Origin of the sequence: uncultured Bacteroides sp. (genome assembly GCF_958445495.1) — a bacterium.
Lineage (GTDB): Bacteria > Bacteroidota > Bacteroidia > Bacteroidales > Bacteroidaceae > Bacteroides.
The window spans coordinates 22513-47835 of sequence record NZ_CAUCSQ010000035.1 but is presented as its reverse complement, the minus strand read 5'-3'; the positions used below and the strand labels follow the sequence as shown (position 1 = coordinate 47835).

Below are 25323 nucleotides of genomic sequence, written 5' to 3'. Positions count from 1 at the left end.
CGTGACCCCATGCGTGACAGGCATGTATTCTAACCAACTGAACTAACGCACCAGACTATTCACTTTAGCATCTCTCTTGATTGCGGATGCAAAGGTAGGTATTTTTTTGAAACCCGCAATAGGTTCGGTATCTTTTTTCTGAAAAAGTGGGTTTATTAAGAATTATCATGTACATTTGCAGGTATTACATCAAATAGAAAATAGAATGAAAAATACACCGATTGAACGACATCTGATTGACGAAACCATCAATGAGTTTCAAATTGTCGATTTTTCCAAAGCTACCATTCGTGAAGTGAAAGCTATTGCTTCAAAAGCAGAAACAGCATCGGGAGTTGAATTTATCAAAATGGAAATGGGTGTTCCGGGACTTCCTCCTTCCGCTGTAGGCGTGAAAGCGGAAATTGAAGCATTACAAAATGGCATTGCCAGTCTATATCCCGACATCAACGGATTGCCGGAACTAAAGAAAGAGGCATCCAACTTTATCAAAGCATTCATCAACGTAGATTTAAGTCCGGAAGGTTGTGTGCCTGTCACTGGTTCCATGCAAGGTACATTCGCTTCATTTCTTACTTGCAGCCAATGTGACGAAAAGAAAGATACGATTTTGTTTATCGATCCAGGGTTTCCGGTACAGAAACAGCAGTTGGTTGTAATGGGGCAAAAGTTTGAAACATTTGATGTGTATGACTACCGCGGAGAAAAACTGAAAGAGAAACTGGAAAGCTATCTGAAAAAAGGAAATATATCAGCCATCATTTATTCAAATCCCAATAATCCCAGCTGGATTTGCCTGAAAGAAGAAGAATTGAGGATTATCGGTAAATTGGCAACACTGTATGATGTGATTGTTCTGGAGGATTTGGCTTATTTTGCCATGGACTTCCGCCAAGATTTAAGTAAACCGTATCAACCTCCTTTCCAGCCATCAGTTGCCCATTATACGGACAATTACGTATTGCTGATTTCCGGCTCAAAAGCATTCAGCTACGCCGGGCAACGTATTGGGGTAAGTTGTATCTCTGATAAACTATACCACCGAAGCTATCCGGGACTGACCAAACGATATGGTGGCGGAACTTTCGGAACGGTTTTCATTCACCGTGTGCTTTATGCGCTTTCTTCAGGAACTAGTCATTCTGCACAGTTCGCCATGGCCGCCATGCTGAAAGCTGCCAACGAAGGACAATATAATTTCCTTAACGAAGTGAAGATATACGGTGAAAGAGCACGGAAATTAAAAGAAATCTTCCTCCGTCACGGTTTTCATCTGGTATATGACAACGATCTGGGCGAGCCGATTGCAGACGGATTTTATTTCACCATCGGTTATCCGGGAATGACCAGTGGCGAACTGGCGAAAGAATTGATGTACTACGGAGTCAGCGCTATCTCATTAGTAACTACAGGAAGCCATCAGGAAGGATTGCGCGCGTGTACCTCTTTCATTAAAGACCACCAATATGCTCAACTGGATGAAAGAATGAAACTATTTGCTGAAAATCATTCGATAGCCTGATTATTTGACATAAGATATTCATAAAAGCCATTCTTAAAATGAAAAAAAACGGAAAGAACGATTGTTATTCCGTTTTTTTTCTTACTTTAGTGGCATGAATATCGACTCTGACATATTTAAGATTCAATCGAATAATGTATTGCCGGCAAGAGGAAAGATTCTGATATCCGAACCTTTTTTGCGCGACGCAACGTTTGGAAGAGCTGTAGTTTTACTCATCGACCATACGGAGGAAGGGAGCATGGGGCTGATTATCAACAAACGGTTGCCGCTGCTGCTCAACGATATTATCATGGAATTCAAGTATGTGGACGAGATTCCTTTATATAAAGGCGGTCCCATAGCTACGGATACTTTATTTTACCTTCACGCACTGGCGGGTATTCCCGGAGCTATCCCGGTCGGCAACGGCCTTTACCTGAACGGGGACTTCAACGAAATCAAAAGATATATCCTGCAGGGAAATGCGATAAGCGAACATATCCGTTTCTTTTTGGGATATTCGGGATGGGAAAGCGAACAGCTAAGCGATGAAATCCGGGAAAACACATGGCTGGTCTCCGAAGAGCCGAAATCATACCTGATGAAGGATGACACCAAGGACATGTGGCGGAAGGCTCTGGAGAAGCTGGGCAGCAAATACGAGACATGGGCGCGCTTTCCTCAAGTACCGACTCTCAACTGACAATGTGCTGTTACCGCCCAGTGTCCAATCTGGGGTTCAAACGCTGAAAGAGCGCTACGTCTTTGCATCTTCCTTCTATCTGTAACCAACTTTTCAACAAGCCGCATTGTACAAACCCGCAGGAGGTGAATAGCTTTACGCAAGCTTCATTGTCTACGGCTACATGGGCATAGAGTTGCGTTAAGGACAAAAAGTCGAAGGCATATTCGCAGAGCAGCTTCAATGCGTCAGTGGCGTATCCCTGTTGACGGTAGTCTTTATGGACGGCAATTCCTACTTCCCCCCGCGAATGAAGGGGGGCAAAATCCGTAATATCAATCGTTCCGAGCACTTTATTGTTCAATCTGCCCACAATCATCAGACGCAACTGTTTGTCGGCAAAGACATCACATTGGGAATTCTCAATGTACTGGCGCAACACGTAACGGGAATAAGGGACTGTGAAATTGCTGATATCCCACATCGAAGGGTCGTTCTCCATCTCGTACATGGTATCCATATCTTCCGGTTCTACTGCACGGAGATAGATGCGGTCATTCATCAAGAAGTTCTGTTTCATGGGGTCAGTCTTTCGTTATGTGAAGTTCGTTACGGAGCCGTTTTTCACCGGGCAAGCAGAAAAGAGAGGCTGTCAGTCCAATCAGCATGCAGAGATTGCCTGTACTGCTAAGTGCCAGGTAATAGCACAGCAAGCTTGCCACAATGGAAATTTCAAGTATGCCCAGACGGACAATGCTCCACTGCACATAACGTTTCAGAGCAAGCACAATCGTCATACGGTCTATTTTCTTTTTAAGCGCCAGGCTGAACAATTTCAAGGAAAGGGGTACGCACAAGGCTGTCAGCAAAATACAGAATGTCTCAAAATAGTAGGTTGCCTGTGCGTTATCCGCCAGACTTCCCACAGGAAGGAGCTCAAACTCTCCCGCTCCCAGCAGAAACGCGGGAAGCACCCAAAAGAAAATATAACTGATATTCAAGTTCCTGACGGCACGTTTTATCTGTTCTTCCATGTTCGTTTTTCAGTTTCTATAATAATAATCGTTTATACTGTTCCGGTAAAAAGCGTCCGGTTTACAATGCTGCGTCCCAACGTCACTTCATCGGCATACTCAAGCTCGTCGCCGACGGACACGCCGCGGGCAATCACACTTAGCCTGACACCCAGCTTGTCCAGCTTGCGGTAGATATAGAAATTGGTTGTGTCTCCTTCCATCGTCGTACTCAAAGCCAGAATCACTTCCCGGATTCCTCCTTCCGCCACCCGCTGCACCAGGCTTTCAATCTGCAAATCTCCGGGACCTATCCCATCCATCGGCGAAATCACTCCGCCCAAGACATGATAAAGCCCCCGGTATTGTTGTGTCGCCTCTACCGCCATCACGTCACGGATATTTTCGACTACACAGATGGTAGAGGCATCCCGTTGGGGATTGGCGCAGATTTGACAGACTTCGGTATCGGATATGTTGTGGCATACTTTGCAATATTTCACTTCACGTTTCAAAGTTATCACTGAATTCCCGAAAGCTTCTACAGTGGCCGTGTCCTGCCGCAACAGATGCAGGACAAGCCTCATCGCCGTTTTACGGCCGATACCCGGAAGCTTGGAAAATTCACCGACTGCCTTTTCAAGCAGTATAGAAGGATATTGTTGATTCATAGATAATATTTGCTATTCCATCGATAAAACCCTGCAAAGATACAGATTATTGTGTTAATACCTACAAAAAATGCTACCTTTGCAGCCGATATGATGATACTTTCCACTATTATCTGCTATTTTGCGGTATTACTGTTAATAGCCCGTATCACCGGACATAGAGGAGGTTCTAACGCGGCATTTTTCAAGGGGGAGAACCAATCGCCCTGGTATGTGGTCTCTTTCGGCATGCTCGGTGCCTCTATCTCCGGAGTGACTTTTGTCTCTGTACCGGGCATGGTGCGGAGTGCGGACATGACTTATATGCAAACGGTGGCGGGTTTCTTTTTCGGCTATATGGCTGTCGCCCACATGTTGCTTCCTCTGTATTACAAACTTAACCTGACCAGCATTTACGGCTATCTCGGCACGCGAATCGGGACGCATGCTTACCGCACGGGAACTTTTTTCTTTCTTTTGTCACGTATGCTGGGCACATCTGCCAAACTCTATCTGGTCTGCCTGATTCTCCATACGTATGTATTCCGGGATATGCATGTCCCTTTCTGGATAATCGCCGCAGGTTCGGTGGCGCTGGTCTGGATATACACTCACAAAAGCGGCATAAAGACGATTGTCTGGACTGATACTTTACAGACATTCTGTCTGATTGCGGCATTGACCCTCATCATTTATTTCACGGTCCGGAAGCTGAATCTCGATTTCAACGGTGTCGTCCGGACAATTCTGGACAGCGAATATAGCCGGCTATTTGTTTTTGACGACTGGATGTCCCGCCAAAACTTCTTCAAACAATTTTTCAGCGGTATTTTCATTGTAATCGTAATGACCGGGCTGGACCAAGACATGATGCAGAAGAACCTGTCTTGCCGGAATCTCCGGGAGGCGAAAAAGAATATGTATTGTTACGGGTTTTCTTTTATCCCGCTGAACTTGCTGTTCTTATGTCTGGGAATTCTGCTGATAACCCTTGCCGGACAGATGCATCTGGAGCTGCCGCCCGTGAATGATGATATTTTGCCGATGTTTGCCGCAGAAGGGTATCTGGGAAAACCCGTATTGGTTCTTTTCACCGTCGGAATCATAGCGGCTGCTTTCAGCAATTCGGACTCCGCCCTGACGGCGATGACTACCAGCGTATGTGTGGACTTGCTGAATACGGAAAAAGATACCGAAGAAACAGCGCGCCGCAAAAGGGGAAAAGTACATTTGTCGCTCTCAATCTTGCTGGCTTTCTTCATCTGCCTGGTGGAAATACTTAACGATAAAAGCGTAATTGACGCCATATATATTATCGCTTCCTACACCTACGGCCCGCTACTGGGGATGTTCGCCTTCGGATTATTCACACGAAGACAGGCAAACGACCGCCGGGTTCCTCTCATAGCTATCCTCTCGCCTTTGCTCTGTTACATCGCCGACTGGTGGATAGGGAAAGAAACGGGATATAAATTCGGTTATGAATTGCTAATGTTAAACGGAACGCTTACCTTTGCAGGACTTTGGATGATGTCAACAACTAAAACGAATAATAAAAATGGAAATAACAAGTGCGGAATTTGTAATCAGCAACACGGACGTTAAGAAATGCCCGGCAAGTTCTTTTCCCGAATATGCCTTTATCGGCCGTTCCAATGTGGGAAAGTCAAGCCTTATCAATATGCTGACTGCCCGCAAGGGGCTGGCTATGACCTCTGCCACTCCGGGAAAAACAATGCTAATCAATCATTTTCTCATCAATAAGAATTGGTATCTAGTGGACCTTCCGGGATACGGATATGCACGCCGCGGACAGAAGGGAAAAGACCAGATACGCACGATAATAGAAGACTACATTCTGGAAAGGGAACAAATGACTAATCTTTTCGTTTTGGTAGACAGCCGCCTGGAACCGCAAAAGATTGACCTCGAATTTATGGAATGGCTGGGCGAGAACGGTATCCCCTTTTCCATTATTTTCACCAAAACCGATAAACTGACAAACGGCCGGCTGAAGATGAATGTCAACGCTTATCTGCACGAACTAAGCAAACAATGGGAAGAACTCCCCCCCTATTTCATTTCTTCTTCGGAAAACCGTACGGGACGTGCGGAAATCCTTGATTACATTGAAAACATAAACGACCAAATCAATAAACGAAAATGAAAAAGTTTTTTTTACCACTCGCTTTCATGACAGTATTCCTGTCAATGGCTACCAACGGCCGGGCACAGTCATGGAAGGACCTGTTAAACAAGGACAACATCTCTAAAGTAGTCAACGCCATCACCGGAAACACGGAAACGATTGACATGACCGGCACATGGAGTTATCAAGGTTCGGCGGTAGAATTTGAATCGGACAACCTGCTGATGAAAGCCGGAGGAAGCGCAGCCGCGAATATGGCGGAAGCCAAGATTGACGAACAGTTAAGTAAAATCGGTATCAAAGAAGGGCAGATGAGTTTCACTTTCAACGCTGACAGTACTTTTACGAGCACCGTAGGAACTAAGACGTTAAACGGTACTTACTCCTATGACGCTTCTGCCAAACAAGTAGACCTGAAATTCCTGAAACTCCTGAACCTGCACGCAAAGATAAACTGCAGTTCCAACTCGCTGGACTTATTGTTCAACTCGGACAAATTGCTGAAACTGCTGGCATTTATCGGCAGCAAGAGCAATAGCACCGCATTAAAGACGGTTGGTTCGCTGGCTGAGAATTATGACGGAATGATGGTGGGATTTACTCTCTCCAAATAGTTAAAGAGAAATGTTTAATACTATTTCGCACTCTATAAGGCATATTTTAGGGAAAAAGCGCTACCTTTGGCACTGATAACCATAAAAAAGAAAAGGAAATGAAAAAAATACTTTTTTTAATAACCATGTTAGTAATGGGAGCAGGTTTTGCATTCGCCCAGACAAATGCAGAGATTAAGTTCGACAAGACAACGCACGATTTCGGCAAGTTCTCCGAGAGCAGTCCGGTAGTCAGTTGTACGTTCACCTTTACTAACATCGGCGATGCTCCTGTGGTAATCCACCAGGCAGTGGCTTCATGCGGATGTACCGTGCCCGAATATACGAAAGAACCCGTCATGCCGGGCAAAAAAGGCACGATTAAGGTGACTTATAACGGAACAGGCAAGTATCCGGGACATTTCAAGAAGTCCATCACCTTGCGCACCAACGCCAAAACAGAAATGATAAGGTTATATATCGAAGGCGATATGGTAGCCAAAGACGCCAAATAAGAAAAAATAGGGCACAACATAAAGGAGAATCTTTCGGTTCTCCTTTTTTTTTGTTTACTTTGAAGACAAATACGTAAATTGACACATTAGCAAATTATAAAACTATGAAACAAGAAGAAGACAAATTCACCGGATTGCCCGAAAATGCGTTCAGGGAGTTGAAACCCGGAGAAGTGTACAACCCGTTGATGGCTCCCTCGAAAAGCTACCCGGAGGTTAACATCTGGTCAGTGGCATGGGGTATCGCCATGGCAATCCTTTTTTCGGCTGCCGCCGCCTATCTGGGCTTGAAGGTCGGCCAGGTATTCGAAGCGGCCATCCCGATTGCAATCATTGCCGTAGGAGTCTCCGGAGCTGCAAAACGGAAAAACGCATTAGGGGAAAATGTGATTATCCAGTCGATAGGGGCTTGTTCGGGCGTAATTGTCGCCGGAGCAATCTTTACCCTCCCCGCCCTCTATATCCTTCAAGCCAAGTATCCCGATATGACGGTCACTTTCATGCAGGTATTCATCAGTTCGCTATTGGGCGGCGTACTGGGCATTTTGTTCCTGATTCCCTTCCGGAAGTATTTCGTCAGCGACATGCACGGCAAATACCCTTTCCCGGAAGCAACCGCCACCACTCAGGTATTGATTTCGGGAGCAAAAGGCGGCAGTCAGGCCAAACCGTTGTTAATGGCAGGCATGATTGGCGGATTGTATGACTTCATCGTCGCCACCTTCGGCTGGTGGAACGAGAACTTCACCACACGTGTGTGCGGCGCCGGAGAGATGTTGGCAGAAAAGGCAAAGCTGGTATTCAAAGTCAATACCGGGGCGGCGGTGCTCGGTCTGGGATATATTGTAGGATTGAAATATGCCTCCATCATTTGTGCCGGTTCATTGGCTGTGTGGTGGCTCATCATTCCAGGCATGTCCGCTATCTGGGGAGACAGCGTGTTGAATGCGTGGAATCCGGAGGTGACCTCCACCGTGGGCATGATGAGTCCGGAAGAGATATTCAAATATTACGCCAAAAGTATCGGTATCGGCGGTATTGCCATGGCGGGTGTAATCGGCATTATCCGTTCTTGGGGAATCATCAAGAGCGCCGTGGGGCTGGCGGCCAAAGAAATGGGTGGCAAGGGTAATGTGGAAAAAAACATTATCCGCACTCAACGGGACTTGTCGATGAAAATCATTGCAATCGGTTCCATTATCACCCTGATACTAATCGTGCTTTTCTTCTATTTCGATGTGATGCAGGGAAACCTGGTACATACGTCGGTAGCCATTCTGTTAGTTGCCGGTATATCCTTCCTGTTCACCACGGTAGCGGCTAACGCAATTGCAATCGTCGGCACAAATCCCGTATCGGGAATGACATTGATGACACTGATTCTGGCCTCCGTGGTAATGGTAGCCGTAGGGCTGAAAGGTCCGTCGGGAATGGTTGCCGCACTTGTCATGGGCGGTGTGGTGTGTACGGCATTGTCAATGGCCGGCGGTTTTATCACCGACCTGAAAATCGGTTACTGGCTGGGAAGCACTCCGGCCAAACAGGAGACATGGAAATTCCTGGGAACTGTCGTATCGGCTGCAACCGTAGGCGGTGTAATGATAATCCTGAACAAAACATACGGATTTACAAGCGGTGCGCTGGCAGCTCCGCAAGCCAATGCAATGGCGGCGGTCATCGAACCGTTAATGAGCGGCGTCGGCGCCCCCTGGCTGTTGTACGGCATCGGCGCTCTGCTAGCCATTGTCCTAACTCTCTGCAATATCCCCGCACTGGCTTTCGCACTGGGAATGTTTATCCCGCTGGAACTAAACGTGCCGCTGGTGGTGGGTGGCGCCATCAACTGGTATGTCACATCCCGCAGCAAAGACGCGGCATTGAATACGGAAAGAGGAGAAAAGGGTACGTTGCTGGCGTCCGGATTCATTGCCGGAGGAGCGCTGATGGGAGTAATCAGTGCTGCTATGCGGTTCGGAGGCGTCAATCTTGTCAATGAAACATGGTTGAACAATACTTGGTCTGAAGTGTTGGCATTAGGCGCTTATGCATTGTTGATTACATATTTCATCAAGGCTTCAATGAAAGTTAAATAAGTAAAATGAGGAAAATACTATCCTTCATAGTATCGCTTATGACTGTAACGGTATTCGCACAACAGCCCGTCGAGTTGCCTTTGTGGCCCGACGGCGCTCCGAACTCCAACGGACTGACCGGTGACGAACAGGAATTGTCTCCTCACCGAATCAGCAATGTCACACATCCCACAATAACCGTCTACCATCCGGAACAGCCGAACGGGATGGCTGTCATCATGTGTCCCGGAGGCGGTTACGGACGCCTCGCCGTAGACCACGAAGGTCATGACATGGCGCCGTGGTTTTGCGGACAAGGGATTACGTACATCGTACTGAAATACCGGATGCCGAACGGACATAGCGACGTTCCTCTGACGGACGCCCGGAAAGCCGTCCGCCTGGTGCGCCAGCATGCCGGGGAATGGAATATCGACCCTTACAAGATAGGTATCATGGGAGCATCCGCCGGAGGACACCTGGCATCCACTCTCGCCACGCACTATGATTGGGAAACACGTCCGGACTTCCAAATCCTGCTTTACCCGGTAGTAACCATGCAGCAGAATACTCACGGAGGCTCACGTAACGCATTGCTCGGCGAGAATCCCGCCCCGGAACTGATACGGAAGTTCTCGAATGAACTGCAAGTTACTTCCGACACTCCCCAGGCTTTCATCGTCCTTTCTTCAGACGACGGTTCCGTACCGCCCTCCAACGGGGTGGACTATTACCTCGCCCTGCAAAAAAACAAAGTACCGGCCTCCCTGCATGTCTACCCGACCGGAGGACATGGCTGGGGATTCCGTGACAGTTTCAAATACAAACAGCAATGGACGCAGGAACTGGAAAAATGGTTACGGGAAGGCATAGTATTTCCCCAAGAGCCCGAACCGATGATAAGAATAGGAAAGTCTTACTTGGGAACCAAATACGTCGCCAACACGTTGGATAAAGGTGAAACGGAGCAACTGGTCATCAACACCCAAGAGGTAGATTGCCTCACATTTGTGGAATATACCCTGGCACAGGCTCTCGGTTCATCTTTTGCCGACAACCTGAGAAAAATACGTTACCGGGACGGCATTATCGACGGATATGCTTCTAGGCTGCACTATACTTCCGACTGGATTGACAACGGAATCCGTCACGGTTTCCTTACCGATATCACAGCCGGGAACACCGCCAACAACTCGAAACTGGCCCTTTCGTATATGTCCGGACATCCCGGAAAATATAAAAAACTGGCCGGTTCGCCGGAAAATATAACACGGATGGCCGAACGGGAAAAGACATTATCCGGAAAAACCGTATATTGGCTGCCGAAAAACGAATTGCCGGAGAACGGTCTGTCCTGGATTATGAACGGAGACATTATCGCTATCACCACAAAGCTTCCCGGACTGGACATAGCCCATGTAGGAATAGCCAATTACGTAAACGGAAAGCTACACCTGCTGCATGCTTCCTCCACATTGGGAAAGGTTGTCGTCAGCAGCAAGCCTCTCACTTATATGCTCAACAACAATAAATCGTGGACAGGCATACGTGTTGTCCGGATGTCTCATTCTAAAAACAACTGATTATGAAACAACTTAAACATTTCCTTCTCGCTTCATGCCTGTTGCCCGGATTTCTCGGAGCACAGGAAGGGGCAAACGCCTATTTTCTGGAGCTTGCTCCAGACGCCCAATCGGCGGGTATGGCAGGTACGGGACTAGCTGTCACCGACAACGGAAGCACGGCTATTTTCCATAATGCTTCCACCATTGCATTTTCGCAAGAGGTAATGGGGGCAAGTTATTCATACGCTGGTATCAACAAAGATTTCGCGATGCACAGCGCATCCGTTTTCTATAAAATCGGAAGAGAAGGGAATCACGGGTTTACAGCCGGTTTCCGTCATTTCAAAGACCCGGAACAAAACATCGGCGGAGACACTTTCCGTCCCTATATATGGGATTTGGAAGCCGGATATTTCAGAAACATAGCAAAGAACTTATCCGTCTCGCTGACATTCAGATATTTACATACCAAAGCCTGGCAGGATGCAGACAGCAAGAACTCGTTGTGCCTGGATTTCGGCGCCACATACCACCGCAACATGGCTCTTCTGGATGAAATGGCTTCATGGAGCATCGGCTTTCAAGCTGCCAATTTAGGGAAGAAGCTCGACGGATATAAACTGCCCGCCACGCTTGGACTGGGAGGAGCCATCGACCTACCGTTCAGTATGGAGAACCGGCTGCAGGTAGCCCTCGATTTCAATTATCTGCTTCCTTCCGAAATCCGCCATCTCCAGGCAGGTATCGGAGCCGAATACAACTTCCTGAAATACGGAGTGGCCCGTGCAGGATACCATTTCGGAGATAAAGACAAAGGAATCGGGAATTACGGGACTGTAGGCTGCGGGATAAACTTCTGGCCGATACGCGCCGATTTCTCCTATGCACTGGCAGGCAAAGAGTGTTTCATGCACCGTACCTGGCAACTTGGCATCGGAATAGTGTTCTAAGCTCATCCTCAAGGCGCCGCTTCACTTCGTCCATAGGCACATCGCGTTTCAATTCCTGACGAAGAGAAGTGACGCCTTTATCAATAAATCCGCAAGGATGGATATAACTGAAATAGCGTAAATCCGTATTTACATTCAGGGCAAGGCCGTGCATAGTCACATAATGGCTGCTCCTCACCCCTATCGCACAAATCTTACGCGCGCGCGGCGTATCCCCCTCCAGCCAGACACCAGTCGCCTTTTCCAGACGTCCCGCCCCGATGCCGTAAGAAGAGCAGACACGTATCACCGCCTCCTCCAATAAATGAACATATTCTTTCAACCCCAACCGGAAATCCTCCAGATTCAATATCGGATAGCAAACCAACTGTCCGGGACCATGATACGTTATATCCCCTCCCCGGTCAATATGGTAAAGGGTGGCATGAATCGCCTCCAACTGTCTGTCGTCCAGCAACATGTTATTCTCTTTTCCGCTGCGCCCCAAAGTATAGACGTGAGGATGCTCACACATGATAATACGGTTCTCATAAGGCTCTCCTTGCGCCTTCGCCCGGACAACCCCGTCAAACCATTCCGTCTGCCGTTTCCATGCTTCGGCATACGGTATCAGACTCCAATCGACAAAAACTGTTTTCATAAAAACAAAGATAAGAAATAAAAAGAAAATGTGTACATTTGTCAGCCGAATATAACTAACACAACAATGAAAATGGACTTTCCACAAGTAGACCTGCCTACTGAAGTACTAGCATGGATGAACGTCACGGAAGACATTCTGAACATCTACAAACAATCCTGCCGGTTGCAGGCCTGTATTGTCGCCATCTGCACGGAAGGCTCTATGAAAGCCTCCATCAACCTGCTCGACTATGAAATTCGCCCGAATGACCTGATTACATTACTACCCGGAACAATTATCCAATTCCGCGAGAAGACAGAAAAAGTCTGCCTCTGTTTTGCCGGCTTCTCCGCCCATTGTACCGGACGGATCAACCTGATGAAAAACATCGGGAACGCCTACCCCAAACTTATTGAGCAGCCGGTAGTGCCGCTCACCGAAGAAATAGCAAGTTACCTGAAAGATTACTTCGCTTTACTCTCCCGCACAAGTTGTAACGAGAACTTCAAAATGGACCCGGAACTTGTGGAATTATCGCTCCAGACCATCCTGACAAGTATCCGGCTGATATACCGTAACTATTCGGGAGAACACAACGGCTCGAATCGGAAAAGAGAGATTTGCAGGAAACTGATTCAGGCTGTCACCAAACATTATAAAGAAGAACGCCATGCCCAATTCTACGCTGCCCGACTGGGAATCTCCCTCCAGCACCTAAGCACGACGGTGAGAGAAGTCACAGGCAAAAGCGTGCTGGACACCATTGCCTATATCGTCATTATGGATGCCAAAGCCAAGCTGAAAGGGACCAACATGACTATTCAGGAAATAGCCTATTCCCTAAATTTCCCCAGCGCCTCCTTCTTCGGCAAATATTTCAAGCGATATGTAGGAATGACACCTCTGGAATTCAGAAACAGATAGTTCCGGAATTCAAAAACAGGTAACCGTTGAAAACAAAGATGCCCCCTCAGGCATATCAAGTCAAGGCTGCCGTTTATTCATCTCTTTCCCAGGCTTAACGAATTGAGTACCACGCTCACACTGGAAAAAGCCATAGCGGCGCTTGCCAACATCGGGCTTAACAACAAACCGTTTAACGGGAACAAGATACCGGCAGCAATGGGAATGCCTATCAAATTATAGATAAATGCCCAGAAAAGATTCTGGTGAATCAGCCTCACAGTCTGTTTTGACAGTTGGAAAGCCTTAGGAAGCAACAATAAATCGGAAGTCATCAAAGTCACCATAGCAACATCCATGGCGATGTCCGTACCTTTTCCCATAGCGATGCTGACATCCGCCAATGCCAAAGCCTGCGAGTCATTGATGCCGTCGCCCACCATAGCCACTTTCTTTCCCTGCAACTGTAACTCACGTATAAAATCAGCCTTATCGTCAGGCAAAGCGTCGGCAACAAAACGTTCAATGCCCAGACGGGAAGAGACGGCAAGAGCAGTCCGCTGCCCGTCGCCGGTAAGCATGCATATATCAATGCCCAGACGCTTCAACTCCTTCACAGCCTCGGCAGATGTGGCTTTCACCGGATCAGTCACGGCGATAATGGCCAACAGCGTATTCTCACGTCCGAAATAGATGATACCGTTACCCGCCGATTCATAATGAACCAGCATGTCGGCCATCACATCACTCACCGTCGCACTAAAATCTTTCAGAAGCTTATGGCTGCCCACCCAATAAGTATGTCCCCGGTAAGAAACCTTTACCCCCTTTCCCGTGATACTCTCGAAACTATCCAGCATTGCAGGTTTTATCTTTTCCTCTTCTTGAAGAGCAAAGACAATCGCACCGGCAAGCGGATGCTCCGATTTCAATTCCGCAGCCAAGAGCACATCCTTGAAATAAGTCTCCTGCGGTTGCGCCCACAACCATCCGGTAGCAGTAGGATGTCCCTCGGTCAGCGTACCGGTCTTATCCAACGCCACCACATCAATCTTACGCATCTGCTCCAATGCCAGCGCATCTTTTATCAAGATATGCTGGCCGGCAGCCTTGCCGATGCCTACCATCAACGCAGTAGGCGTCGCAAGCCCCAAAGCGCACGGACAAGCAATCACAAGCACAGACACAGCCGACATTATTCCGTAAGAAATATATTCGCCACCGCCGATAACAATCCACAGGACAAGTGTCAGAACGGCAATCCCCAGCACAACAGGAACGAAAATACCCGTAATGCGGTCGACAATGCGCTGCACCGGAGCCTTACTGCCCTGCGCCTCCTGTACCATACGGATAATACGTGCCAACACCGTCTCGCCGCCCACCTGCGCGGCATCAATAATAAATGACCCGCGTTGATTGATAGTACCTGCAAGAACCTTATCCCCTTTCTTCTTTTCCACCGGAACAGGTTCACCGCTAATCATACTCTCGTCTACAAACGAATCCCCTTCAGACAACTTACCGTCTACGGGAATCTGCTCTCCCGGACGAACAATCACCAAGTCACCCGCCTGCAACTGCTCAATCAGAATCTCCTCTTCCACTCCCTTGCGCAAGACACGGGCCGTCTTAGGCTGCATCCCCATCAGCTTGCGAATAGCTGCCGAAGTGTTCCCCTTGGCACGCTCCTCCATCAGCTTCCCTGTCAGGACAAAGGCGACAATCACTGCAGAAGCCTCATAATAAACATGAGGTTCCAGTCCGCGGGAATACCAGAAACCGGGGAAAAGAGTATTGAACAAACTGAAAAGAAAAGCGATGGAAGTACTTAACGCAACCAGCGTATCCATATTGCTCCGCCCCATTTTCAACTGCTTCCAGGCCCCTGTATAAAAGTCGCTGCCGAAAAAAAGCAATACGGGAACAGCCAGCACCAACTGAATCTCGTTAGAGTATGGCACATGCATCCATACCATTGAGAAAACAAGCAGAGGAACCACCAGAATCCATGCCCCCACCACTTTCCTTTTCAGGCGAAGATACTGTTTATGCTGCTCCTCCATCCGGCGCTCTTCCTTGCGGTTCTCCTCTATAATCAAATCATAACCCGCCGCAAGCACTGCCGCACGTATCTCTCCGGGAGTCAGCTTATCGCCCTGATAAGAAACCGCCAATGTATTGGCGGCAAAATTTACGGAAGCCTCAATGACTCCCGGTAATTTCCTTACTGTCCTTTCTACGTTATTTGCACATCCCGCACAATGCATGTTGAGCACGGGAAAAGTCTTTTTTACCATATTGCCTACATTTTATAAGAACCTCTCCCTGACCTTCTCTGTTAAAGAAGGCCGGGGAGAGATTATATTTCAAATGTAAAACAAGACAATACGGTATTTGTTCAATTACTTCTTATCCGCTTTCTTATCAGCCTTTTTTGTTTCCTTTACAAACACGGCCTCATAATCAAACTTCTTGAATCCCGCCTGCAGATTCTCCACATTGGTCTTGTCCGCATCATAAGTAATAGTAACCGTACGGGTCTTCACCTCAGTATCGATATCCTTCAGACCTTTTTCAAAACGCATATTGTTCTTCACCTTCTTCTCACAGTTCTCACAGTGCATTTGAGCTACCTTGAACACAACCACACGGATATCCTTTGCCAATACGGCAGTAACACTCAAAAGAGCCACCACGCAAGCGGCCATCCATCTTTTTGTTTTCATTTTTCCTATCAATTTAAATTATTATTTCTTGCCGCAGGCCATACGGATTTACACAAACCGGAACCCCTTTTCATGCAAACGGATACAACCTGCAGCGTTTTCTCTATCTGGCCCAGTTAAAACGTATTCCGATATAAGCTTTCGCGCCATGCACAGGCCCCCATATCATCGTGGAATCAAAGTTCTCACCCCACGGGTTCGCCGCATCGACAATCGGATTCTTCTGTTTGAAATTAGTCAGGTTTTCCCCCCCTATATAGACAGACCAACGCCGGAAATAACGGGTCACCTGCACGCTAAGCTGCTCAAAACTGCCATAGCGGCGGTCCCACGAAAGTTGTCCGTCCGCAAGTTCATAAGGTTCAGGCATCCTGCCGCCTCCATTCAATTGTAACGTCGCATCAAACTGCCAGATTCCCAACGGAGTCTGATAAGAAGCCGTCAGCAATCCTTTATATTTGCTAGTCAACGGTTTTTCCATCCTCTTGCCCTTATAGGTAGTTTGGGCATCCGTCAACCGATAAGCTCCGGTCAAAGTAAACCCTTTGAAAAAAGGATAACTCGCTTCCACCTGGAACACATGCGAATAAGAACGTCCGTCAAGATTATAAAAAGAAACCTCATGAGGATTGCTATCCATATCCACAACCACCTGTTTCCGGAAATCCGTATAATAATACTCCGCATTCACATTCAGAGTCTTACCCAATACCGGAATATAAGCAGATGTGCTCGCACCGAAATTCCACGCCTCTTCCATATCCAGCTCATCGGCAATCATAACCTTCCGGCTGCTGGAAAGCAGGTAATTGTTTTCGGCCAGTACATGATTGGTCCGGTAACCCTTGCCGGCAGAAAGCCGGAAATGCACATAATCATTCGGATTATATTTAAGATGCGCGCGCGGAGTCATAAAGAAACCGTGCTCACTGCTGTAATCCCCCCGAAGTCCCGCCATCAGCATCCACCGATCGTTCAGGTTCAAGGTATATTGTATATATGCCCCCGGAACCGCCTCCTTGTCAAAAGCCTTGAGAAGAGCCCCCGTTTCATTATTCTCCAAACGATAATGCTGGTCATAAGCATCATAATTGAAACTCAGACCGGCAGACAAGCTATTCTGCTTGTTAAACTCCGTCTCAAACATTAAAGAAGCATAAGCATTGGTCTGGTCCACGTCATACAATTTCAGTCCATACGCAGCATCCTGGTTATGCCAGGTAGCAGAAAGAATCAAAGCCAGATTGGTATTCTTCTCCTTATCAAAGATATAGGCGTTTTTAGTGAACAGCTCATAACGCTCCGTGTCAATGCCCACCTTATAAAGAGGCATCCCGGAATGCGTTTCCCCATGACCGGACTGCCCGCTGTTACGGGTTTCGGAAAGAGCCTTGAATCCAGCCTGGAAAACATAATGGTCGCCCATATAAGCCCAACGGTTCCACACGTTATATTGCTCCACCTGGGGAATATCCACAAACCCGTCGTCATTGCCGTCGTGAGCTTTCGTCTCATTCTCATAATGCGCCAGCAATGAAGTACTCCACCGTTTGGAAAGTTTCAACGTAGCATCCGCATTCGCCTCATACCGGTTGGTCGTACTCGCAAACAGATTGGCAGACACCCAGTCGGCTTCGGGCAACTGCGGCTTTTTAAACTCCACGTTAATCTGCCCCGTAATAGCCTCATACCCATTCTTTACAGAAGAAATCCCTTTGGAAACCTGAATGCTCTGCATCCAGGGACCGGGAACATATCCCAACCCGTAAGGCGCGGCCGCTCCCCGGTAGTTCGGGATATTTTCAGTCAACATCTGCACATAAGTGCCCGACAGACCCAACAGCCTTATTTGCTTGGCCCCTGTCGCCGCATCGGAATAACTCACGTCTACCGAAGGATTGGTGACAAAACTCTCGCCCAGATTGCAACAAGCCGCCCTGCTCAATTCGGCGCTGCTTATCATATCCTCATTCATCACGCTATTGCGCAGCTTCATAGTCCCCAGCTTACGGCTGACTACATTCACCTCTTTCAGCTCCACTCCATCCTGAAGCACGATTTCCAGCTCCTGATTCTTTTTGTCCACATGAACCGTATCATTCTGAAAACCGATAAAGCTAACCACCAGCATGTGGCTTTTTGAAGGTTTGACAATAGAAAAAGTTCCGTCTTCTTTAGTCGTCACCCCTTGTCCCGTATTCATCCAGAACACGTTGGCCCCCGGAACAGGTTGTCCGGTACTGTCCTTTACGGTTCCCCTCACCTGCGCGCACACGTTGGCGGCAAGCAACGAGAACAATCCTACTATTATATATTTCATTCTTTTAAAACTTACTTTTGTGATACAAAATCAACTTATAATCCACGCAACTAAGTCGCATTCAATACCTCCTCGCTTTCACATCCAGAACATGACGGAAAACAAGGTATCGAAAAAAGAACAAAATAAAGGGCTAAATAAGATAAGTGGAATACAACGCCAGTATCTGCCTCGAACAGACAGGCGGCGGAGAAGATGAAATGACATATTCCACCGGTTTCTCGGCATAACCGGCATTCAACAAATAACAGAACTGCTCGCAGAAAAGGTCGACCACTGGCGCCGAAACCGTCAGCTCCGTGGTATTCTTTATCAAATCCGGCTTAAAAATGGCAGCCGTGCAACCTTCCTTTTTACAGTCTTTCTTTGACTGGCACGTGTGAGACTTTTGGCACTTCGGACAGCCGCTGGCGCAACAGGACTTCACCGTTTCGCAACGGGCGCAACAATAACGCACGATGGAGACGCCCGCCCCTGAATAAATAACCAGGAGGGAAAGAATCACCGCTGTTATGTAAGCCAGTCTTTTCATACCGGATGCAAAGATAAGAATAAAAATAAATTGCGCCAGCGGTTTCATCATAAAAAAAATATAACGGCAACGTTCTTCCGGCACAGCGCAACCCCCTCTGTGTGACAACATAAGGACAGCGATAACGGAAAGCCCCCTGTCCAAAGGCAAGAAAAGCCATCCCGGACAAACCTCCCAAGCCACATCATAAAATAAAAAAACAGGCAGAATATTTTTTCCGTTTTTATTCGCAGGATTCGTTTATTTCATCTATATTTGTCGATAGTGAAAGATAGGACAATTGTAGAATTTATAGAAAAAACGAATATGAAAAAACAATATGTCAGTCTGCTTGCGATTATCCTTTCGGCAAGCGGCTTTTTATTTTCTTGCCATGACAAGATGAGCAAAAATACCGGTGCATTGCAATTTGACAGCATCCAGGTCAATCAAACCGCACACCTGTTCGGCGACACGGCCAAACCGGCCTGCAACATCATTATCCATTTCACCTATCCGGCACGGTCGTCGGACGACATGTTGAAAGACAGCCTGAACGCCTACTTCATTTCCGCCTGCTTCGGCGACAAATACATCGGCGAGGCTCCAGAGAAAGTAGTCAGGCAATATACCGAGAATTACATCAGCGATTACCGCCGCGACCTGGAACCGATGTATGCCGAAGACGAAAAAGACAAAGAAGACGGGAACTCTATCGGCGCCTGGTATTCATATTATAAAGGCATCGAAAGCCATGTGCAACTATATGAAAAAGACTTGCTCGTTTACCGCATCGACTACAATGAATACACCGGAGGCGCACACGGCATTTATATGACCTCTTATCTGAACATGGACCTCACCCTGATGCGCCCGCTCCGGCTGGACGATCTTTTTGTAGGCGATTACAAAGACGCACTGACCGACCTGATATGGAACCAGCTCATGGCAGACAATAAAGTAACGAGCCACGAAGCGCTGGAAGATATGGGATATGCCTCTACCGGAGACATCGCCCCGACGGAAAACTTCTACCTGAGCAAAGACGGAGTCACTTTCTATTACAACGTTTACGACATTACCCCCTATTCCATGGGACCCGTGAAAGTGACAATCCCGTTCCAGATGATGGAACACCTGCTGGGCAGCAATCCCATTCTGGGAGAGCTGAAAAACTAAACCATCCCGGCAGCCGTATCCATTAACCGGTATTTTCATTATAAAAGAACAGACATCCGTGAATATCCCATTGTTATTTCTCCCGTGTGATATATAAGAAGATATTCGCCTTATTCATATTTCAAACCAGACATTCAAAATTAAAAAAGTGGAAATCATACAGAAATACTTTCCTGGCCTGACGGAAGAGCAAAGCAAGCAGTTTGCAGCTCTATACGAACTTTATGCCGATTGGAATTCGAAAATAAACGTCATTTCCCGCAAGGATATAGGGAACCTGTACGAACATCACGTACTCCATTCGCTGGGCATCGCAAAAATGATACAGTTCCGTCCCGGCACGACGATAATGGACCTGGGAACCGGAGGAGGTTTTCCCGGCATTCCCCTAGCCATCCTGTTTCCCGAAACCCGGTTTCATCTGGTAGACAGCATAGGCAAAAAAGTACGTGTGGCGACAGAAGTGGCCGGCGCCATCGGATTAAAGAACGTAACTTTCCGCCATGCCCGTGCGGAAGAAGAAAAACAGATGTTCGATTTTGTAGTCAGCCGTGCCGTCATGCCGTTGGCAGACCTGATAAAAATTATCAGAAAGAATATCTCCCCCAAACAGCAGAATGCGCTGCCCAACGGTCTAATCTGCCTTAAAGGCGGTGAACTGGAGCATGAGATAATGCAGTTCAGGCACAAGACAGTGATTCAAGACCTGAGCGACTGTTTCGAAGAAGAATTCTTCAAAACCAAAAAAGTAGTATATGTGCAATTATAACCCTCATAGATTATGCGGAAGACATCGCACCATGCTGCCAAACTTATACTAAATACGGATTCGTGGCTCTCAATAAAATAAACTATGAAAATAAAAAGATTTGAGTTTAATATGTTTCCCGTAAACTGCTACGTTTTATGGGATGAAACAAAAGAAGCAGCCGTCATCGACCCCGGTTGTTTTTATGAGGAAGAAAAGCAGGCTTTAAAAAAATTCATCCTCACCAATGAGCTGAATGTAAAGCATTTGCTGAACACCCATCTGCATTTGGACCATATCTTCGGCAATCCGTTCATGCTGAAAGAATTCGGACTGTCCGCCGAGGCCAACAAAGCGGACGAATACTGGATTGACGAAGCGCCGAAACAAAGCCGCATGTTCGGCTTCCAGCTACAGGAACCTCCCGTTCCGTTGGGCAACTACCTGCATGACGGCGACATCATCAGCTTCGGGCATACCAAGCTGGAAGCGATACATGTCCCCGGACATTCTCCCGGCAGCCTGGTGTACTATTGCAAGGAAGACAACTGCATGTTTTCCGGCGACGTCCTGTTTCAGGGAAGCATCGGCCGCGCCGACCTCACAGGAGGCAATTTCGACGAACTGATAGAGCATATTTGCAGCCGCCTGTTCATCCTCCCCAACGAAACCGTAGTCTATCCGGGGCATGGCGCACCTACGACCATCGGCATGGAGAAAGCGGAAAACCCGTTCTTCAGGTGAAAAGAACGGAGAACGGGGAAGCCGTCATTCACAATCCGGAATTTAAAAACTTATAAATCATACATCAAACATGAAAAACGATTTGTTAACTAGCCGTCACATCGGCATCAATGCACAAGACATCACCGTGATGCTCCGCAAAATTGGCGTGGACTCATTAGACGAACTGATTGATAAAACCATTCCCGCCAATATCCGCCTGAAAGAGCCTCTGGCATTAGCCGCCCCTCTGACGGAATATGAATATGGGAAACACATCGCCGAACTGGCCGGTAAAAACAAAGTGTACACCACATACATCGGTATGGGATGGTACAACACAATCACACCGGCCGTCATTCAACGGAACGTATTCGAGAATCCGGTGTGGTACACTTCCTATACCCCTTACCAGACCGAAGTATCCCAAGGACGCCTGGAAGCATTGATGAACTTCCAGACAGCCGTGTGTGACCTCACCGCCATGCCCCTCGCCAACTGTTCACTGCTGGACGAAGCGACCGCCGCCGCCGAAGCCGTGAGCATGATGTATGCCTTGCGCACACGCGCACAACAGAAATCAGGCGCCAACGTCGTATTCGTAGACGAGAATATCTTCCCGCAGACATTAGCGGTAATGACTACGCGCGCCATACCGCAAGGCATCCGGCTGCACGTAGGAAAATACGAAGAATTCGAACCGTCACAAGAAATATTCGCCTGCGTATTGCAATATCCCAATTCAAACGGCAATGCGGAAGAGTATGCGGAATTCACCCGAAAGGCACATGCGGCAGACTGCAAAGTCGCTGTAGCTGCCGACATATTGAGCCTTGCCCTGCTGACCCCTCCGGGAGAATGGGGAGCGGACATCGTGTTCGGAACAACCCAACGCCTGGGAACGCCGATGTTCTACGGCGGACCTTCGGCTGCTTATTTCGCCACACGCGACGAATACAAACGGAACATGCCGGGACGAATTATCGGATGGTCTAAAGACAAATACGGCAAACTATGTTACCGGATGGCGTTACAGACCCGCGAACAACATATCAAACGTGAAAAAGCCACTTCCAATATCTGTACCGCCCAGGCATTACTGGCAACAATGGCGGGATTCTACACCGTCTATCACGGGCAGGAAGGAATCACGGCCATCGCATCTCGCATCCACAGCATCACCGCATTCCTCGACCAGCAATTGAAGAAATTCGGATACACACAAGTCAACACGCAATATTTCGACACGCTGCGTTTTGAACTTCCCAAGCATGTCTCGGCGCAGCAGATTCGGACGATAGCCCTTAGCAAAGAAGTCAACCTGCGCTATTTCGACAACGGAGACGTGGGACTCAGCATTGACGAAACGACGGACATACCGGCAGTCAACGTATTGCTTTCCATCTTCGCCATCGCTGCCGGAAAAGATTACCGGAAGATTGAAGACATCCCGGAAAAAAACAACATCAGTAAAGCACTGAGACGCACCACGCCTTTCCTTACACATGAAGTATTCGGCAAATACCACACGGAAACGGAAATGATGCGTTACATCAAACGTCTCGACCGCAAAGACATTTCCCTCGCCCAATCCATGATTTCCCTGGGTTCGTGCACCATGAAACTGAATGCCGCGGCGGAAATGCTGCCATTGAGCCGTCCCGAATTCATGTGCATACACCCGTTAGTCCCGGAAGACCAGGCGGAAGGATACCGCGAACTGATAAATAATTTAAGTGAAGAGCTGAAAGTCATCACCGGTTTCGCAGGAGTAAGCCTGCAACCGAACTCCGGCGCCGCCGGAGAATATACCGGGCTTCGCGTAATCCGCGCCTATCTCGAAAGTATCGGCCAGGGACACCGCAACAAGATACTGATTCCGGCGTCAGCCCACGGGACCAATCCGGCGTCAGCCATACAAGCGGGATTTGTAACCGTCACTTGCGCGTGCGACGAACAGGGAAACGTGGCAATGGACGACCTGCGCGCCAAAGCGGAAGAAAACAAAGAAGAACTGGCGGCACTGATGATTACCTATCCTTCCACCCACGGCATCTTTGAAACGGAGATAAAGGAAATCTGCGATATCATTCATGCCTGCGGCGCACAGGTATATATGGACGGTGCCAACATGAATGCCCAAGTAGGACTGACTAATCCGGGATACATCGGTGCGGATGTCTGTCACTTGAATCTCCATAAGACATTCGCTTCACCCCACGGCGGCGGCGGTCCGGGAGTAGGCCCTGTCTGTGTAGCGGAACATCTGGTTCCTTTCCTTCCGGGACACGGACTTTTCGGCAATACGCAGAATCAGGTGTCGTCCGCTCCGTTCGGCAGTGCGGGCATCTTGCCGATTACCTACGGATATATCCGCATGATGGGTGCGGAAGGCCTGACGCTAGCTACTAAAATCGCCATCCTGAATGCCAACTATCTGGCAGCATGCCTGAAAGACACGTATGGCATCGTATATCGCGGGGCAAACGGCTTCGTAGGCCATGAAATGATTCTGGAATGCCGGAAGATACATGAAGAAACAGGCATTTCCGAAAACGATATAGCCAAACGCCTGATGGATTACGGTTATCATGCTCCTACCCTCTCCTTCCCCGTACACGGCACACTGATGATTGAACCTACCGAAAGCGAAAGCCTAAGAGAACTGGACAACTTCGTAGACGTCATGCTGAACATCTGGCAGGAAATTCAGGAAGTGAAAAACGGAGAGGCCGACAAAAATGACAACGTACTGATGAATGCCCCGCATCCGGAATACGAAATCGTAAACAGCCATTGGGAACATTCATATACACGCGAGAAAGCAGTCTATCCGATAGAAAGCGTACGGGACAATAAGTTCTGGGTAAATGTGGCGCGTGTGGACAATACGCTGGGCGACAGGAAATTATTGCCAACTCTCTACGGAACATTCGACTGAAAAGGATAAGGGTTGACTGACACACTCCAAAAACGATATGCAACATAACAGGGATATTCGGTAAATTCCGTATCCTTGAAATTTGATGAAGAGTAGGGAGTGTGTCGAAACCAAGAATGAATGCTCGAAACAGTTACAGATTCTAACTGATAAACATAAAAATAGCCGTATCATTACTCAAAAAAATAGAGTTGATACGGCCTTTTTATTGCTGATGAAGAGTGTCGAGTTTCAAGATAAAGAGTGCCGAATTTCAGACGAAGAGTGTCGAGTTCCAGATAAAGAGTGCCGAGAGTACCGAGTTTCAGATAAAGAGTATCGAGTTTCAAATAAAGAGTGCCGAGTTTCAGATAAAGAGTATCGAGTTTCAAATAAAGAGTGCCGAGTTTCAGATAAAGAGTATCGAGTTTCAAATAAAGAGTGCCGAGTTCCAGATAAAGAGTACCGAGTTTCAGATAAAGAGTGCCGAGTTTCAGATAAAGAGTGTCGAATTCCAAATAAAGAGTACCGAATTTCAAATAAAGAGTACCGAGTTCCAAATAAAGAGTACCGAGTTCCAGATAAAGAGTGCCGAGTTCCAGATAAAGAGTGCCGAGTTCCAGATAAAGAGTGCCGAGTTCCAGATAAAGAGTGCCGAGTTTCAGATAAAGAGTGCCGAGTTTCAGATAAAGAGTATCGAGTTCCAAATAAAGAGTGTCGAGTTCCAGATAAAGAGTACCGAGTTTCAGATAAAGAGCACCAAGTTTCAGATAAAGAGTACCGAGTTTCAGATAAAGAGTATCAAGTTTCAAATAAAGAGTATCAAGTTTCAAATAAAGAGTGTCGAGTTCCAGATGAAGAGTACCAGGTTCCAAATGAAAAATCCATTTCCTCTAAAATTGAATTTTGACCTCTACTCTTCATCTTTATGTTCCTCTATTTTCTATCGAATGAATATCCCTCACAATAAAAAAA

The 25323-nt window shown here is 47.5% G+C and carries 23 protein-coding genes; 14 read left to right on the top strand and 9 right to left on the bottom strand.

Annotated elements, in window-relative coordinates:
- Positions 1-205: 205 nt before the first annotated feature.
- Positions 206-1522, top strand: coding sequence for a pyridoxal phosphate-dependent aminotransferase (locus Q5076_RS12380; RefSeq protein WP_004326973.1), 1317 nt, complete (start codon positions 206-208; stop codon positions 1520-1522).
- A 94-nt stretch (positions 1523-1616) separates the two neighbouring features.
- Positions 1617-2207 carry a YqgE/AlgH family protein gene (locus Q5076_RS12375; RefSeq protein ID WP_303013758.1) on the top strand — a complete coding sequence of 197 codons (591 nt, stop codon included), beginning with the start codon at positions 1617-1619 and terminating at the stop codon, positions 2205-2207.
- Between the two features lie 10 nt (positions 2208-2217).
- Here Q5076_RS12375 and Q5076_RS12370 read toward each other — a convergent pair whose 3' ends face one another.
- The 3 genes from Q5076_RS12370 to recR are packed head-to-tail and all read right to left on the bottom strand — an operon-like array spanning position 2218 to position 3870.
- Positions 2218-2766 (bottom strand): GNAT family N-acetyltransferase, encoded by a 549-nt coding sequence (locus Q5076_RS12370; RefSeq protein ID WP_303013755.1) that lies wholly within the window; start codon positions 2764-2766, stop codon positions 2218-2220.
- 4 nt (positions 2767-2770) lie between these two features.
- Complete coding sequence (locus tag Q5076_RS12365; protein WP_303013753.1) at positions 2771-3220, bottom strand: hypothetical protein; 450 nt, start codon at positions 3218-3220, stop codon at positions 2771-2773.
- 32 nt (positions 3221-3252) lie between these two features.
- Complete coding sequence (gene recR, locus Q5076_RS12360) at positions 3253-3870, bottom strand: recombination mediator RecR (protein ID WP_303013751.1); 618 nt, start codon at positions 3868-3870, stop codon at positions 3253-3255.
- Positions 3871-3960: 90 nt separating this feature from the next.
- Between recR and Q5076_RS12355 the strand changes: the two genes are divergently transcribed.
- The 7 genes from Q5076_RS12355 to Q5076_RS12325 all read left to right on the top strand — a co-directional run bounded on the left by Q5076_RS12355 (position 3961) and on the right by Q5076_RS12325 (position 11693).
- Entirely contained in the window at positions 3961-5454 is a 1494-nt protein-coding gene (locus Q5076_RS12355) for a sodium:solute symporter (protein WP_303013765.1), read from the top strand.
- A complete protein-coding gene (yihA, locus tag Q5076_RS12350; protein ID WP_303013749.1) occupies positions 5408-6016 on the top strand; it encodes a ribosome biogenesis GTP-binding protein YihA/YsxC in 609 nt (202 codons plus the stop codon). The genes Q5076_RS12355 and yihA overlap by 47 nt, the downstream gene beginning before the upstream one ends.
- On the top strand, positions 6013-6612 hold the full coding sequence (locus tag Q5076_RS12345) for a DUF4923 family protein (RefSeq protein WP_303013747.1): 600 nt from the start codon (positions 6013-6015) through the stop codon (positions 6610-6612). Before yihA ends, Q5076_RS12345 begins: the two co-directional genes overlap by 4 nt.
- A 98-nt stretch (positions 6613-6710) precedes the next feature.
- The gene (locus tag Q5076_RS12340; RefSeq protein ID WP_303013745.1) at positions 6711-7106 is read left to right on the top strand and encodes a DUF1573 domain-containing protein; all 396 of its coding nucleotides are present in this window, start codon (positions 6711-6713) and stop codon (positions 7104-7106) included.
- Positions 7107-7210: 104 nt separating this feature from the next.
- On the top strand, positions 7211-9199 hold the full coding sequence (locus tag Q5076_RS12335) for an OPT family oligopeptide transporter (RefSeq protein WP_303013743.1): 1989 nt from the start codon (positions 7211-7213) through the stop codon (positions 9197-9199).
- A 5-nt stretch (positions 9200-9204) separates the two neighbouring features.
- Positions 9205-10761 (top strand): N-acetylmuramoyl-L-alanine amidase-like domain-containing protein, encoded by a 1557-nt coding sequence (locus Q5076_RS12330; protein WP_303013741.1) that lies wholly within the window; start codon positions 9205-9207, stop codon positions 10759-10761.
- A 2-nt stretch (positions 10762-10763) separates the two neighbouring features.
- Entirely contained in the window at positions 10764-11693 is a 930-nt protein-coding gene (locus Q5076_RS12325) for a PorV/PorQ family protein (protein WP_303013739.1), read from the top strand.
- Here the strand turns inward: Q5076_RS12325 and lipB are convergent.
- On the bottom strand, positions 11650-12333 hold the full coding sequence (gene lipB / locus Q5076_RS12320; protein ID WP_303013737.1) for a lipoyl(octanoyl) transferase LipB: 684 nt from the start codon (positions 12331-12333) through the stop codon (positions 11650-11652). The genes Q5076_RS12325 and lipB overlap by 44 nt on opposite strands.
- A gap of 66 nt (positions 12334-12399) precedes the next feature.
- On the opposite strand from lipB, the gene Q5076_RS12315 reads away from it, so the two are divergent.
- Positions 12400-13239, top strand: a complete 840-nt coding sequence (locus Q5076_RS12315) for a helix-turn-helix domain-containing protein (protein ID WP_303013735.1) — start codon at positions 12400-12402, stop codon at positions 13237-13239.
- Positions 13240-13316: 77 nt separating this feature from the next.
- Here the strand turns inward: Q5076_RS12315 and Q5076_RS12310 are convergent, their stop codons facing one another.
- From Q5076_RS12310 to Q5076_RS12295, 4 genes are all read right to left on the bottom strand, one after another.
- On the bottom strand, positions 13317-15518 hold the full coding sequence (locus Q5076_RS12310; RefSeq protein ID WP_303013733.1) for a heavy metal translocating P-type ATPase: 2202 nt from the start codon (positions 15516-15518) through the stop codon (positions 13317-13319).
- A 105-nt stretch (positions 15519-15623) separates the two neighbouring features.
- Positions 15624-15947: a heavy-metal-associated domain-containing protein gene (locus Q5076_RS12305; protein WP_303013731.1), complete on the bottom strand. Its 324-nt coding sequence runs from the start codon at positions 15945-15947 to the stop codon at positions 15624-15626.
- A 103-nt stretch (positions 15948-16050) separates the two neighbouring features.
- Positions 16051-18267, bottom strand: coding sequence for a TonB-dependent receptor (locus Q5076_RS12300; RefSeq protein ID WP_303013729.1), 2217 nt, complete (start codon positions 18265-18267; stop codon positions 16051-16053).
- A 133-nt stretch (positions 18268-18400) separates the two neighbouring features.
- The gene (locus Q5076_RS12295; protein ID WP_368389383.1) at positions 18401-18799 is read right to left on the bottom strand and encodes a hypothetical protein; all 399 of its coding nucleotides are present in this window, start codon (positions 18797-18799) and stop codon (positions 18401-18403) included.
- A 306-nt stretch (positions 18800-19105) separates the two neighbouring features.
- Here Q5076_RS12295 and Q5076_RS12290 point away from each other — a divergent pair, with 306 nt between their 5' ends.
- From Q5076_RS12290 to gcvP, 4 genes are all read left to right on the top strand, one after another.
- Positions 19106-19957 (top strand): DUF3298 and DUF4163 domain-containing protein, encoded by an 852-nt coding sequence (locus tag Q5076_RS12290; protein ID WP_303013725.1) that lies wholly within the window; start codon positions 19106-19108, stop codon positions 19955-19957.
- A 148-nt stretch (positions 19958-20105) separates the two neighbouring features.
- Entirely contained in the window at positions 20106-20726 is a 621-nt protein-coding gene (gene rsmG, locus Q5076_RS12285; RefSeq protein ID WP_303013723.1) for a 16S rRNA (guanine(527)-N(7))-methyltransferase RsmG, read from the top strand.
- Positions 20727-20810: 84 nt separating this feature from the next.
- Positions 20811-21449: an MBL fold metallo-hydrolase gene (locus Q5076_RS12280; protein WP_303013721.1), complete on the top strand. Its 639-nt coding sequence runs from the start codon at positions 20811-20813 to the stop codon at positions 21447-21449.
- Between the two features lie 70 nt (positions 21450-21519).
- Entirely contained in the window at positions 21520-24369 is a 2850-nt protein-coding gene (gene gcvP / locus Q5076_RS12275; RefSeq protein ID WP_303013718.1) for an aminomethyl-transferring glycine dehydrogenase, read from the top strand.
- A gap of 173 nt (positions 24370-24542) precedes the next feature.
- Here gcvP and Q5076_RS12270 read toward each other — a convergent pair whose 3' ends face one another.
- Positions 24543-25223 (bottom strand): hypothetical protein, encoded by a 681-nt coding sequence (locus Q5076_RS12270; RefSeq protein WP_303013715.1) that lies wholly within the window; start codon positions 25221-25223, stop codon positions 24543-24545.
- Positions 25224-25323: the final 100 nt, after the last annotated feature.

Bases quoted from the DNA above. Each gene is read 5' to 3' on its own strand.
- Q5076_RS12380 (WP_004326973.1), top strand. From the start codon at position 206: ATGAAAAATACACCGATTGAACGACATCTGATTGACGAAACCATCAAT.
- Q5076_RS12375 (WP_303013758.1), top strand. From the start codon at position 1,617: ATGAATATCGACTCTGACATATTTAAGATTCAATCGAATAATGTATTG.
- Q5076_RS12370 (WP_303013755.1), bottom strand. From the start codon at position 2,766: ATGAAACAGAACTTCTTGATGAATGACCGCATCTATCTCCGTGCAGTA.
- Q5076_RS12365 (WP_303013753.1), bottom strand. From the start codon at position 3,220: ATGGAAGAACAGATAAAACGTGCCGTCAGGAACTTGAATATCAGTTAT.
- recR (WP_303013751.1), bottom strand. From the start codon at position 3,870: ATGAATCAACAATATCCTTCTATACTGCTTGAAAAGGCAGTCGGTGAA.
- Q5076_RS12355 (WP_303013765.1), top strand. From the start codon at position 3,961: ATGATGATACTTTCCACTATTATCTGCTATTTTGCGGTATTACTGTTA.
- yihA (WP_303013749.1), top strand. From the start codon at position 5,408: ATGGAAATAACAAGTGCGGAATTTGTAATCAGCAACACGGACGTTAAG.
- Q5076_RS12345 (WP_303013747.1), top strand. From the start codon at position 6,013: ATGAAAAAGTTTTTTTTACCACTCGCTTTCATGACAGTATTCCTGTCA.
- Q5076_RS12340 (WP_303013745.1), top strand. From the start codon at position 6,711: ATGAAAAAAATACTTTTTTTAATAACCATGTTAGTAATGGGAGCAGGT.
- Q5076_RS12335 (WP_303013743.1), top strand. From the start codon at position 7,211: ATGAAACAAGAAGAAGACAAATTCACCGGATTGCCCGAAAATGCGTTC.
- Q5076_RS12330 (WP_303013741.1), top strand. From the start codon at position 9,205: ATGAGGAAAATACTATCCTTCATAGTATCGCTTATGACTGTAACGGTA.
- Q5076_RS12325 (WP_303013739.1), top strand. From the start codon at position 10,764: ATGAAACAACTTAAACATTTCCTTCTCGCTTCATGCCTGTTGCCCGGA.
- lipB (WP_303013737.1), bottom strand. From the start codon at position 12,333: ATGAAAACAGTTTTTGTCGATTGGAGTCTGATACCGTATGCCGAAGCA.
- Q5076_RS12315 (WP_303013735.1), top strand. From the start codon at position 12,400: ATGAAAATGGACTTTCCACAAGTAGACCTGCCTACTGAAGTACTAGCA.
- Q5076_RS12310 (WP_303013733.1), bottom strand. From the start codon at position 15,518: ATGGTAAAAAAGACTTTTCCCGTGCTCAACATGCATTGTGCGGGATGT.
- Q5076_RS12305 (WP_303013731.1), bottom strand. From the start codon at position 15,947: ATGAAAACAAAAAGATGGATGGCCGCTTGCGTGGTGGCTCTTTTGAGT.
- Q5076_RS12300 (WP_303013729.1), bottom strand. From the start codon at position 18,267: ATGAAATATATAATAGTAGGATTGTTCTCGTTGCTTGCCGCCAACGTG.
- Q5076_RS12295 (WP_368389383.1), bottom strand. From the start codon at position 18,799: ATGAAAAGACTGGCTTACATAACAGCGGTGATTCTTTCCCTCCTGGTT.
- Q5076_RS12290 (WP_303013725.1), top strand. From the start codon at position 19,106: ATGAAAAAACAATATGTCAGTCTGCTTGCGATTATCCTTTCGGCAAGC.
- Q5076_RS12280 (WP_303013721.1), top strand. From the start codon at position 20,811: ATGAAAATAAAAAGATTTGAGTTTAATATGTTTCCCGTAAACTGCTAC.
- gcvP (WP_303013718.1), top strand. From the start codon at position 21,520: ATGAAAAACGATTTGTTAACTAGCCGTCACATCGGCATCAATGCACAA.